This is a genomic window from Lacunisphaera limnophila (genome assembly GCF_001746835.1).
Lineage (GTDB): Bacteria > Verrucomicrobiota > Verrucomicrobiia > Opitutales > Opitutaceae > Lacunisphaera > Lacunisphaera limnophila.
This window is the reverse complement of sequence record NZ_CP016094.1, coordinates 2,411,906-2,425,094: the sequence shown is the minus strand read 5'-3', so window position 1 is coordinate 2,425,094 and position 13,189 is coordinate 2,411,906. Positions and strand designations below refer to the sequence as shown.

6 protein-coding genes are annotated in these 13,189 nt (G+C 71.2%); 3 read left to right on the top strand and 3 right to left on the bottom strand.

Features of this window, described 5'->3' with window-relative positions; genetic code table 11:
* Entirely contained in the window at positions 1-1,899 is a 1,899-nt protein-coding gene (locus Verru16B_RS10055; protein ID WP_069962160.1) for a glycosyltransferase family protein, read from the top strand.
* 47 nt (positions 1,900-1,946) lie between these two features.
* Positions 1,947-5,825 carry a glycosyltransferase gene (locus tag Verru16B_RS10050; RefSeq protein WP_069962159.1) on the top strand — a complete coding sequence of 1,293 codons (3,879 nt, stop codon included), beginning with the start codon at positions 1,947-1,949 and terminating at the stop codon, positions 5,823-5,825.
* 9 nt (positions 5,826-5,834) lie between these two features.
* On the opposite strand, the gene Verru16B_RS10045 is transcribed toward Verru16B_RS10050, so the two are convergent.
* The 3 genes from Verru16B_RS10045 to Verru16B_RS10035 are packed head-to-tail and all read right to left on the bottom strand — an operon-like array spanning position 5,835 to position 10,829.
* Positions 5,835-8,303, bottom strand: coding sequence for a hypothetical protein (locus tag Verru16B_RS10045; RefSeq protein ID WP_069962158.1), 2,469 nt, complete (start codon positions 8,301-8,303; stop codon positions 5,835-5,837).
* Positions 8,304-8,361: 58 nt separating this feature from the next.
* Complete coding sequence (locus Verru16B_RS10040; RefSeq protein WP_157772371.1) at positions 8,362-9,195, bottom strand: hypothetical protein; 834 nt, start codon at positions 9,193-9,195, stop codon at positions 8,362-8,364.
* Complete coding sequence (locus Verru16B_RS10035; protein ID WP_069962156.1) at positions 9,192-10,829, bottom strand: hypothetical protein; 1,638 nt, start codon at positions 10,827-10,829, stop codon at positions 9,192-9,194. The genes Verru16B_RS10040 and Verru16B_RS10035 overlap by 4 nt, the downstream gene beginning before the upstream one ends.
* Before the next feature lie 256 nt (positions 10,830-11,085).
* Here Verru16B_RS10035 and Verru16B_RS10030 point away from each other — a divergent pair, with 256 nt between their 5' ends.
* The gene (locus Verru16B_RS10030; RefSeq protein WP_069962155.1) at positions 11,086-13,170 is read left to right on the top strand and encodes a glycosyltransferase family 39 protein; all 2,085 of its coding nucleotides are present in this window, start codon (positions 11,086-11,088) and stop codon (positions 13,168-13,170) included.
* Positions 13,171-13,189 lie beyond the last annotated feature (19 nt).

Here is a 13,189-nt window from a genome sequence, read left to right as displayed (position 1 = left end):
ATGCAAGCGTCCGCCCGCTGCTTCCATCAGCTCGAGTGGCCGCACCCCGGCAGCCGCCTCGCCGGTCCCGTCGTATGGCTCCGCGGCTGGGTCGTCGGCCGGCCGGGCCACGATTTCACCGACGTGCGCGTGCGCCACGACGGCGGCACCCACCTGGGCATCCTGGGTCTGCCCCGCACCGATCTCGCCGCCCATTTCTCGTCCCCGCGCGCCTGGCTGCCCGCTGAGTACGTGGTCGGTGTCCCCGTCCGCGACGGTCCGGTCACCCTCACGGTCGAGGCAATGGACGCCTTCGGCGCCTGGATCGAACTGCACCGGATCGATCTCACGATCGCCCCCGACGGCCTGCCCGCCCCCCGCACCGAGGGCCGGCTCGAAACCTCCCCTGACGGCACCTGGACGGTGCGCGACGCCCACCATCCGTTCCACGGCCACCTCGACGAACCGGGCGGCACTCCCGCGCTGCGGCACGGCCGCGCCCCCGTGTTCGGGTGGCTGCTCGACGCGACCCGGCCACTCGCCGCCGTGCTCGCGACCACCGACGGCCTGGTTTTCAATCACCTCGAGCATAGCCTCACCGATGACGCCCTGGCCGCCAAGGTGCCGCACCTGCCGGCCGCGCGCCATGGCCGCCTGCGCGGGCCGGTGGATTATCCCGCCACGCTTACGGTCCCGGCCTGCCTGCGCGTCTACGCCCTTTCGCCCGACGGCACCGCCACGTTGTGTTTTGCGCAACGACTCTCCCCCGCTGGTACCCGGCCTCCAGACAAGTTGATCGACGTGAGCCGCCCCTCCTATCCTGTGCTTCCCGACCGGCCCCTGCTCCCGCTGCCCTCCGGCCGTCCCCGGCGCCTCCTGCTGGTCGTCCGCAGCCTCTGGCCCAACGACGAGACGCTCCGCGCCCTCGACCTGGCGCGTCATCTCACCGCTTCCCACCGGTGGGCCGCCCGCGTGGTGAGCGCGGAGGACGGGCCGCTCCGCCAGGATTTCGAACAGGCCGGCGCCGAGTCTCTCGTCGTCAGCCCCGCCCCGCTGTTCGCCGCCGCCGATGAAACCGCGCTGAAAAACGCGCTGCACGATTTGCACCGCCAAATCTGGTGGGGCCATCTCGATGCCGTCGCCGTCTTTGATCCGGTCTGCGGCTGGGCGATCACGCTCGCCCGGCAACAGGGCATCCCCGTCCTCTTCGATTGCCAGTCCGACGAGCCGCTGGCCCCCGATCCCACCGCCCTGCCCGCCGTGCAGGCGCTGCTGCGCACCAGCTGGCTCGCGGCCACGGCGCTCTGTTTTGGTTCCGTCACCGCCGCCCGCGCCCAACTCGGCCAGCTCAAGGACCGGCCCGCGGAAATCATTACGCCCTGGCATTCGCCGGAGCTCCCGGTCCCGACGCCGGCGTCGCGCGTCGCCTTCGCCCCGTTGCGCACGGTTGACTGGCTCGCGCGGTACCATCCCGCGGTCGCCGCGTGCTGGACTTTTCGCCAGGGCCCCGCCGGCCGCGTGGATGACGAGCGCCTCGCCCGCCTCGACGACGCCCTGCCGCCGACCCGGGTCGAGCGCACAGCGGACTGGTCCGTGGCCGGCGTCGCGCTGTGCCTCGGTCCACTCTTCGGCCGCGGCCCCTTGCGCCCGCTGATCGACGCGGCCGCCGCCGGCATTCCCGTCGTGGCCCCGCGTCTGCCGCTCACGGCGGAACTCTTCCGCGACTCCCGCCTCCCGCTCGTGGACGAAGCCAATCCCCCGGCCCTCGCCCACGCGCTGCTGGCCTGGGAAACCCTGCCGGCCTCGTTCGCGGCGGAAGCCGCCGCCTTCGCCCCGCTCTTCCGCGCCCGCCACGACCCCGCCCAGCTGCTGGCCCGCTGGGAACGCCTGCTCGCCCGCGTGGCCGCGACCCGCGGCTGAGGGCTTGCGCCACGGGACGGGCTCTGCCTTGGTTTCCCGACTGCTGCGTGAACGAAAACGACTCCTATATCTTTGATGTTGAGCTGCCCGTCGACTGGACCTTTGCGGGTGAGCCGACCTGGATCAGCGGCTGGTTTTTGTCCAAGACCAGCGCCTATTTCAGCGACATCCGCGCGGTCACCGGCGGGGCGGTCCATCTTGGCATCCTCGGCATCCCGCGCCCGGAGGTCGAAGAGCGGCACCGCGGCCACGCGGGCCTGCCCCACGCCGGTTTTGTGCTCCAGGTCCGGCCTCCGCTCGGCGCGAAGGATCTCCGGCTCGAGTTGCTCGACGCCGGCGGCCGCTGGGTCGAGATCTGGCGCACCGGCATCCGGGTGAAGCAAGGCCCCGCGCCCGGCGGCCGCCTCAACGCCGGCATCGTGCCCGACCAGCTGCGAAAACTCCTCCAGGCCCGGCGCGCCGACCCGGCCGCCGACCTCGCCCCGCGGGCCCGACGCCTGGCCCGCGAATCCGCCGTCATCCCGCTGGACTCCCTCCCCAACCCGCCGTTCTTCGGCGCCCTCGAGAAGCCGCTGCTCACCGGCGGCTCGCAGTTCGGCAAGGTCTCCGTCGAGGGCTGGATCATCCACCGCGAGCAGCGCATCCGCCGGCTCGTCGCCTCCACCCACCCGCTCGTCGAGGTCGAGATGGACTACGGCGACCGCGAGCGCCTCGACGCGGGCGAGATGTTCCCCGGCCACCCCTACGCGCGCCATTCGCAGTATTTCGGCATGGTCGACATCGACGAGCAGGCCGACGACCCGGCGTGCCTCAAGGTGTTCGCCGACCTCGAGGACGGCACGCGCCACCTGGTTTTTGTCCGCCGCTTTTATCAACGCGGCTGCACGCAGGAGGAACGCCCGCTGCCCGAGTTCAGCCGCGCCACTTTCCTGGAGACGGCTCTCGCCTTCGCCTCCGCCTGCCGGGCCGAGGACATCCGCCTCGGCCGTCTCTCCGACTACTGGCGGCAATGCGGTGTCGCCTACCGCCTCTACCGGCAATTCGCCCCGACCTCGCTCGCCCACCTGCAGGCCGGACCGATCGAACCCTACCTGGCCTGGCAACGCGCGCACGCCCTCACGCCGCGCCTGCGCTCGTTGTTGGAATCCGCCGCCACGCCAGCCACGCCGGACCACCCCCGCTTCACCGTGCTCGTCGATCCGCGCGGCTGCACTCCCGCCCAGCTGGCGCGGCTCGGCGCCTCGCTCACGGCCCAGATCTACCCGCACTGGCAGGCCTGCTTCGTCGGCGCCCCCGCGCCTGCGGGCGACTCGCGCATCCTCAGCCAGACGGCCGCCCAGCCGGCCGATTTCATCCGCGCGTGCAACACCGCCGCCCACGCCGCGAAGGGCACGCACCTGACCTTGCTCCCGGGCCACGCCCGCCTGAGCCCGGATGCCTTGGGCGAGATCGCCGGGGCGCTGACCGCCACCCCGGAACTGGAACTGGTCTACACCGACGAGGACCGCATGGACGATGCGGGCCGGCGCTCCTCGCCGGTGTTCAAACCCGCCTGGAGCCCCGCCCTCGCCGACTCCGGTCTTTTCCCCGGCCACCTCACCGTGGTGCGCCAGGACCGGTTCCTGGAACTCGGTTCCTTCCGGGAGGACTATCCGCTCCGGCCTTGGTTCGATCTCCTGCTGCGACTCACCGACCGGCTCGAGGCCGCTCGCGTGGCCCATGTACCCTTGGTTTGCGCCCACGCCGATGCCGGGATTCCGGAACAAACCCCGCCGTCCGACCCCACGGTCGAGGAGGCGCGCCGGGCCCTCGCCGACGCCGCCCGCCGCCGGGGCCGCGCCACCGCCCCCTTCCTGCCCGAGGCGGGCCATCACCGGCAGGTCCGCTTCCACCAGTTCCGTCCCGAGCCCGGCATCCTCGCCCGCCTGCCTGTCACCATCGTGATCCCGACCCGCGACCGCCTGCACCTGCTGCAGGAATGCGTCGAGCTCCTCGAGGAAACCGTGGACTGGCGCCACGTGAAGCTCGTCATCGTGGACGACCACTCGCGCGACGCCGACGCCGTCCGCTACCTCGAACTGATCCAGCAGCGTACCGACCTCCGCTGCGTCGTGGTGCGGCCCGCCGACCGCGCGGCGCCGTTCAACTACTCGCACCTGGTCAACCTCGCCGGCCCCCACCTCGACACGCCGCTGGTCCTGCACCTCAACAACGACGTGAATGCGCTCGAGCCCGGCTGGCTCGAGGAAATGGCCACCTGGTTCCTGCAACCGGACATCGGCGTCGTCGGCGCGAAACTCATCTACCCCGACCGGACACTCAACCACACCGGCATCATCATCGGGCCGCACGGCGGGCTCGCCGACACCCCGTTTGCCAAGCTGCCCCCGGCCGAGGTGCCCGTGGTCTGGCACGAGGCGGCGCGCGAGGTCTCCGCCGTCACCGGCGCCTGCCTGCTGACCCGCACCGACCTCTACCGGGAGCTCGGCGGCTTCGACGAGCCCGACTTCGGCGTCGCCTACAACGATGTCGACTACTGCCTGCGCGTCCGCGCCGCCGGCCGCCGCGTGATCTACACCCCGCAGGCGAAACTCATGCACTGGGGCAGCGCCACGCGCGGGGTGACCTTCGACGATCGCGAGCACATCGCCTTCGTCCGCCGCTACCCGCAGTTCGCCGATCCCTACCTCAGCCCGCACCTCACGCTGGCGGGCAACCGCCTGGTCTGCACCCCCGCCACCCCGGTCCGCGCCGGGCGGGCCGGGAAACTCCGCCTCCTGCTCCTGACCCACAACCTCAACCTCGAGGGCGCGCCGCTCTTCCTGCTGGAATACGCCACCTGGATGGTGTGCGAGGCCGGCTTCACCCTGGAGGTGCTCGCCTCCCAGGACGGTCCGCTCCGCGCCGCTTACGAGGCCCTCGGCGCTCACATCACCGTGGTGGACGCCGCGCCGCTCTACGCGTCGCCCGATGAGGAGACCTTCCACCAGCGGCTCGGGGACATCAAGCACCGGCTCGACTGGGACCACATCGACCTCGTGGTCTGCAACACCCTCGTAAGTTTCTGGGGCGTGCTGCTGGCCGCCCGCGCGGGCAAACCCTCCCTCTTCTACATCCACGAGAGTTCCACCGTCTTCCGGTTCTTCGAGCGCAAGCTGGAACTCAGTCTGCACCGCCTGGTCGCCGAGGCCTTCCACGGCGCGACCCGCGCGCTCTTCCTGTGCGACGCCACCCGCGCCTACTACGAGGACCACAACGTCAGCGGCAACTTCCGCATCGTGCCCAGCTGGATCAACCTCGACGACATCGACACCTTCCGCGCGGCGCACACCCGCGCCGCGATGCGCCGCAAACACGGGTTCGCCGACGACGAGACCATCATCGCCAACATCGGCACCGTCTGCGAGCGCAAGGGCCAGCACGTCTTCCTCCGCGCCATCGAGCATTTCAACCGCCAGGGCCACCGCGGGAAGTTCCGCTTCGTCCTGGTCGGGGCGCGGCCCGGCATCTACCTCGACCTGCTGAAACGCGACATCGCGCGGATGGGCCTGCCCAACCTCACGCTGATCCCGGAGACCCGCGAGGTCTTCGACTTCTTCGTCGCGGCCGACCAGTTCGTCTGCACCAGCTACGAGGAATCGTTCCCGCGCGTGGTGATGGAGGCGATGGCCTTCCGCACGCCGATCGTCACGACCGATGTGCACGGCATCGCCGAGATGATCGGCCAGCGCCAGCACGGCTACCTCGTCTCCGCCGGCGATCACCTCGGTCTCTCCCGAATGATGTGGACCTGTCTCGCCAAGGAGCGCAGCGGCAAGTCGCTCACCCCGACCGCCTACTCGAAGGCCCTGCGGACCTACGATCACCGCAAGGTCCTGCCCTTCCACGTCGCCCTCGCCCGCGAGGCCTGCCTCGCCCACCCTTAGCCGGGCCGGTCAGGGAATCAGCGTGGAATTCAGCACCCGCGCCACCGCGGGTGCCGCCCCGGCGGTCGGCTCCACCATCACGCCGATCCATCCGCCAGGCTCCGCCGTCCAGACCCGGAACGCAAAAGGTTGATCCCGGCTCAGCCAACCCTGCTGCAGGATTTGTACGCGACCACCCTTGTACCAGAGCACCCGAACCGCGGGCGGCGTGCCGGCCACGTCCGCACACACCAGCTGGCCGCTCACCTCGCCGGTCATACCCTCGGTGTGGAGCCACAGCTCACCGCCCGGCGGCAGCGCGAGGCCCCCGGCCGTCGCCCACCCGCCGCGCACGACGAGTTGTTGCGGCCGCCAGGCGATCGGGCCGAAGAGACTCGTCCCTAACTCCGGGTCCGCTGGGCTGTCCGCCGGCACGTCGTCGCGCAACCGCGGCGCCTCGCCCAGCTGCTCGAAGGCATGCGTGATTTCCAGATCACGCACCCCTGCCAGCACCCGCCCCGCCATCTCCTCCGGCCGCGTGATCCACACCAGCAGTTGCTTGCCATGCCCGTCCGCCAGGAAGGGCACCGTCACCGATTGCTGCCCGGCCGGGAGCTCAAGCCGGCCCGACCAACGCACCTCCTCCGGAATCGCGCCGTGCACGATGACTTTCACGTCGGCGCTCAACGGGCCGTCCCCCGCGCCGGGCAGCCGGTCGAGGACCGCCTTGCCTCCAAAGCGGTAGCTCGGCGCGCGGAGCAGGACGTGCCCGGCCGCCCGCGTGGTGCCCAGCAGTAGCCGGCCATCCGTTGTCCGGCGGATCCCCAGCGGCTGGCGCTGCAGGTGCAGCATGCGCCCATCCACGTTGCCCCCCAGCTGCGCCAGCGTCTCCAGCGTGTCGGCCAGGTTCACCTTGTAGCCGTACTGGCGGTTCCAGCGCCGCACCCGCGGACCGATCAGGTCCTTGACGTAATGCTGCTCCAGCACCGGCCGCAGCTCCGGCGGCCAGACATCATAGGCCTGCAGGATGAACACCGCCTCGTAGAGATCATCCCGCGCCAGCTCCCGGCCCAGCCGCGCCAACTCGGGCGGACCGTAGCTCGTCCCCCAATGGAACCACAGCGGCTCACCTTTTCTCGCCCGCGCCGGGTAGAAGCGGTCCACAAATTCCAAGCCGGCGCCATAAAACACCGGTCGCCGGCCCTGCGGGTCCGGGTCCGGCAGCGTCCCCTCGAACAGTTCCAGGCTCAGCATCAGGTCGGGCGGCAGCCGCAGCCCGCGCAGGGGCGCGAAGGCCGCGCCGGCGTTCTCCGCCGGCACATAGTCCGCGCGCGGCGCATCCGAGAAACCGAACTGCGAACGCTGCCCGGTCCAGGCCGACCACCAGGCCGTGCCCCCGATCACCACCGCCGGCAGGATCAGGCCGGCGACGAATACGGCCCGGCGGTCCGGCCCGGCAAATCCCAGCCACAGGCTCGTGACCAGCACGAGCCACGCCGCCAGCCCCACGTAGGCGATTTCGAAATTGGTCGCGAGCAGCGCCGCCCCCGCCGCCGCCGTTCCGGCCACCGCCACCGGTACAAACAGCCGGTCCCAACCCTCAACCGCCGCGCGCCGCGGCCAGCAGCCGGCGAGCCCCATCACTGAAAGCAACGCCCCCATCAGCCCAACCTGGGGCAGATGCAGCTCGCCGTAATACTCATGGATGGGCCTCAGCAGGAAATGCACGGACCACACGTCCTTCAGCAGGCCGAGCCGTGAACCGGCGGCGACCTGCACCACGTTGGCCAGCCAGACCTGCAGCGAGGCCCCGGTCCAGGCCAGTTCCACCGCCAGCGGCAACCCCACCCCCGCCACCCCGGCGGCCAGCACGGTCACCCCCACCCGCCCCCAGCCGGCCTGCCGCCGGCATCCCGCCCGCACCGCCCAGGCCACCGCTGCCGTCAGCGCGACCAGGTGAAAATTCAGCTTGTTGATCCCGCCGAGAAACAGCCCCACGCCCGCCAGGAGATGCCACGGCCAGGTGACGCGGCGCACCACCGGCGCACAGGCGGCCGCCCAGCTGACCAGCGCGAGGGCACAGACCCCGAGCGTATTGTGCCAGAGGATGGTGTGCTGCGACGCACTCGCCACGGTCACCGCAGTACCGACGATCAACGCGGCCCACCAGGGCCAGCGCCGCGCCAGCATCAACGTCAGGACCAGCGAGGCCACGGCGATCAGAGCCGCCCCGCCCCGGGTCAGCGCGGCATAGGTGCCGCCGCCCGCCCGTTCGATCAGCCAGTTCAGGCCGAGAAACCCCGCCTGGATCGGCGTCGTGTAATCCACATACGGCCGCTCCCCGCGGTCCAGGTGACCGTTCGAGGCCAACACCAGGCCGTAGTCATACAGGTCGCGCAGGTAATTGTGGTTCCGCCACCACGGGAGAAGGGCCGCGATCATCGCCACCGCCAGCAAACACCACGCAAGCGGGGACAAACGGCGGGGAGTCTCGGTCATGTGTCGCCGATATAGGCCAAGCCCGTCGGCCGGGGGCAAGCCAACTTCCGCGTCCTCTTCACTCGGCCGCCCGCACCCCGGTCAGGCGGATCCGCACCGCAGGCGAGGTCCGATAGGGCTCCAGCATCAGCACCAGCCAGCCGTCCCGTTCCGCCGACCACGCCTTGAAGGGCAGGTTGTCCGCCGGGGCCCGGATCGCTGACTGGACCAGCACGTCCAGCTTGGGCCCCTTGAAATAGACCACCCGCAGGACCGGGTCCACCGCCCCGGCGGGCCGGTCCACCACCGTGGCCACGCCGCTGATCTCCTGGTACAAACCCGCCAGCCTGATCCAGATCTCGCCCCCTGGACGCAGCTCCAATCCGTCCGGCCCGACCTGGACGTCCCGCACGTGGACCTCCGGCGGCGACCAGTCCGCCGGCAGCAACGCCGCCCGGATCTCCGCGCCGGCCGGATGGATGTCCCGCGCGCCGGACCGCAGCACCGACGGCGCCGCCGGACCATCCACCGCGTGCAGGATGTTCAACGCCCGCCAACCGGCCGTCACCTGTCCGGCCAGCTCCGGGGGTACCGTCACAACCAACCGCACCGGCGAGCCGCCACTATCCACCGGCACGTTCAGGACCTGCTCGTCTGCGTCGACGCCCAGCGTCAGCTCAACCGTGCCCCGCGGGTAAGAGTTACCCCCCGCGACCGAGAAAGCCTCGAAGCGCACCACCGCCCCCGCGGCCGGGCGCACCCCGGGAGCGCGGCGCAACACGGCCTCCGCCTGCATGCGGTTGCTCGGGGCCAGCACCTTCACCTCACCCTGCGCCCGGTCCACGCCGAGAAAAGTGCGTCCGTCGGCCAGCGTCTGCACCGGCATGAAGGATTCCAGCAGCATCGCGTTCACGTTGCCGCCAAAGGGTCGCTGGAACTCCAGCGGCTGCCACGAGACGATCCCCGGGGCAGCTGGTCGTACCGGAACCACACCGGGCCCATGCGCTTCAGCTCATACTTGCCCGCCAGCAGCGGCGCGATCCGGGGGCCCCAATGGTCCCGGGCCTCGGGCACGATCACATGGAGGTAGGGCCCGCCGGCGGAGAGCGCCTCGTGCAAGCGCTCTTCCTCGGCGGCCCCGTAGCTGGTGCCACCGTGCATCCACAGCGGCATGCCCGGCATCTGGTACGTCGGCCAGATCCGTTCGAGCCATTCCGCCCCGGGGCCGTAGAACACCCGGGTGCGATCCGCGGCCGGCTGCGCCGCCCGCCGGGCCGCCGCGACCTGCATCGACTGCGCCGTTTCCGGCGGCACCGACGTGCCCCGCAGATACGCAAAATCCGCCCCGATCGCCTCGCCCGCCCGGTACTCGCTCCGCGCCGCGCGCGAATAGCCAAACTGCGAGCGCTGCCCCTCCCACGCCGAGAGCCAAGCCAGGACCCCGACCAGCAGCGCGGGTCCGAGGAGACCGCCGTAGAAGGCGACCCCGCTGCTCCGCAACCCAAAGCCCACCCACAGCGCGGCCAGCAGCGCGAACCACGCCCCCATCGCCACGTACGCGATCTCATAGTTGGTCGCGAGCAGCCCGGCCCCCGCCGCCGCGGCGAAGAGCGCCGACGCCACCACCCAGCCGGCTTGGCCGCGGCCCCGTTGCCTGATCCCGGTCACGGCAAAGGCCGCGGTCACCGCCAATCCCAGGGCCCCGACCTGCGGCACGGGCAGCGCCCCGTAATAGTCATGGTGGACGGCGAAATAAAACTTCGCGTCCAGCATGGTGGCCAGGTCGCCCGAGCGGCTGCTGAAGGGCAGCGCCACGACGTTATACCACCAGGTGGGCACGTCTGCCCGCGTCCAAAGCAGCTCGACCGCCACGGGAATGACCACCGCACACAGCGCGACCCCGCTCAGCGTCGCCGCCACCTCCGACCACGTCGCCCGCCGCTGGCTGCCGGCATAAAGCGCCCACGCCACCACCCCCGCCACGGCGACGAGGTGCGCGTTGAGTTTGGTCAGGCCGCCGATCACCAGCGCCGCCGCCGTCAGCAGATGCCACGGCCACTGCGCCCGGGTCCACACCGGCGCCACCGCCGCGCTGCCGGCGGCCACCGCGATGCAGAGCGCGCCGAGGGTGTTGTGCCAGATGATCGTATGCTGCGCTGCGGTCATGGCCGTGAAGGCCGCCGCCAGCGCCGCCGCCGCGCCGGCGCCCCACCGCCGGGCGTAGATCCCCAGGACCCCCACCACGGCGAGCACCGTCAGCACCGCCGCCCCCCGCGTCATGGCCTGGTAGGTGCCGTCGCCCAGCTGCTCCGCCCAGCCGTTGAACAAAAACAGCCCCGTCTGGATCGGGGTCACAAAATCCACGTACGGCCGCTCCCCGGCGTCGATCCGGCCCACGCCCGCCATCACCAGGCCGTAGTCATAAAAATCCCGCAAATAGCCGTGGTGCTTCCACCACGGCCCCAGCAGCACCAGCGCGGCGGCCGCGCCCAGCAACGCGGCCTGCCAGGGAATGAGATTGCGGCCGGTGGGACTGGGGGACGTCACGCGGCGAGACAACCGCCCCCCGGGGTTCGGGCAAGTGCGTTCTGCCCTGCCCGCGGCCACCCGTCATCCCGGCGGCGGTTTTTCCCGGCCCGGTGGTCAGTAACCCAAACGGCCCGCCCGCCGACGCTCCCTCCCGATTCATGCTGACACCGCCGCGCCTCTCCCTGTTTTATACCGGGCCTATGACGAGCTCGCACGCCACGGCCGCCTGCCGGTGTTCCACCCGCTTATGGGCGGTGGCGCCCGCCGCCCACCGATGAGCCCTGCCCGCCGCATCGGCTTCGTCGCCGCCCTGACGTTGCTCGCCCTCACCCTGTGGCTGCGCTGGCCATCGCTGGGCTTCAGCCTGTGGAACGTCGACGAGGCGATCCACGCCGCCGCCGCCCGCACGCTGCTCGACGGCGGCGTGCTCTATCGCGATGCGGTCGATCAGCGCACGCCGCTTTCCTATTATGCCGTGGCGGCGGTCTTCGCCGTGGCCGGCGAGAACAATCTCTGGGCCGTGCGCCTCTTCATTGCCGCGCTCGTCGCCGCCACCGGCGGGATGCTTTTCCTGGCGGCCCGCGCCATCCGCGACCCCACCGCCGGGGTCGCGGCCGGACTGCTCTACGTGCTCCTCGCCACCAGCGTGCTCTTCCAAGGCGACGCCAATGCCGCCAACACCGAGTGGTTCGTGGCATTTTTCTCCAGCGCAGCCGCCGCGGTTTTCCTGACCGGTGGCGCCCTCCCCAGTCTGGGCCGGCTCCTTGCCACGGGCCTGCTGGCGGGCTGCGCGTTTCTCTCAAAGCAACCCGCCCTGCTCGACCTGTCCGCCCCGTTGGCCGCCGTGCTCTATCTGGGCTGGCGGCAGGCACGGTCCGCCCGCGCCGTTCTGGCTGACCTAGCCGCGATCGCCACCGGCTGGGGCCTCCCCATCGGCCTGGCGCTCGCCTACTTCGCCGCGCACGGCGCGCTGCGCGACGCCGTCTTCTACACCTGGAGCTACAACCTCGCGTATTATGGCCCGGAAATCACGACAGCCACCCGCGTGGCCTCCGCTGTTGTGCCGCTCCAACTGGTCGGCACCCAACCCCTGCTGTTGGTCCTGTGGCTCGCCGGCAGCCTCGTCATCGTCCACCGGCTCCTGCAAAGGCAGCCCGCCCCCGCGGAATCCGCCAGCAACCCCGCCCTGGTCTACCTGGCGGTGTGGACGCTCGCCGGCTTGGGCGGCGCAGCGTCAGGCGGCCGCAGTTTCGACCACTACACGATCCAGTTTCTGGCTCCGTTCTGCCTCGGGGCGGGACTGGTCCTCGCGCACCTTGCCGCGGTTGCCCGGGCCGCCGCCCGGACCCGCAGCCTCCGCGTGGTGGCCGCCCTCATCCTCGCCGGCGTGGCTGGCCATGCCCTCGTCGCCGCCTGGTCCGCCCGCGAGCGTACCTTGCCCGAAGATCCCTCCATCCGCGTCTCCGCCTACATCCGTGAACAAAGCGCCCCCGCCGACCGCATCTTTGTTTGGGGCTACCACCCCGACATCTACCTCCACGCCGACCGCCGCCCCGCCAGCCGTTTCCTCTACGCTTCGTTCCTGAGCGGGCTCGTGCCGTGGACCAACATCGCGCCCGGCCGCAACACGGCCTATGCTGTTGTCCCCGGCACCATGGACACGCTGCTGGCCGAACTCACCGCCCGCCCGCCCCGGTACATCGTCGACTGCAGCGCCGGCCCCAACCGCCACTGGCAAAAATACCCGCTCGACGACTTCCCCGCCCTCCAAGGATTTATCCGGGCCCGCTACCGCCTGGAGAAACCGGAGCAGTTCATCCCGCAGGGTTTCCGTCTCTACGTCTTGCTGGCCCCCGGCGAAGCCGCGGCGACCCCCGCCGCCCCGCCCCTCGCCGCGGAGCTCGCCGCCACCCTGCCGCTGGGCACGCTCGGTGCACCGCTGGCTCCCGTGGTCGCCACCGCTCCGTTCGGAGCGGGCGCTTCCCTCGTGGAGGGCCGGTTGGAATACTTCGCCCACGCCCCCTCCTCCCTCGTGTATCGCGTGCCGGCGGCCGCCGCGGCGCTGCGCGGCAGCTTCGGCATCCGGCCCGGCGCCTACGCGGCCGAGAACTCCGGTCCGAGCGACGGCGCCGAGTTCATCGTGCGCTGGCGGCCGGCCGGCGGCGCGGAACAGGTGCTGCTGCGCCGGCTGCTCCGCCCCCGCGACGAACCCGCCGACCGCGGGCTTCACACCTTCCGCGTCACCCTCCCGCCCCACGGGGGCGGCGAACTCGAGCTGGTGACGGGCATGGGCCCCGCCGACAACTCCGCCAGTGATTGGACCTTCTGGTCCGACCTGCTGCTGGAAAATTATCGCTAGACGCGCCCCCCGCCCGATT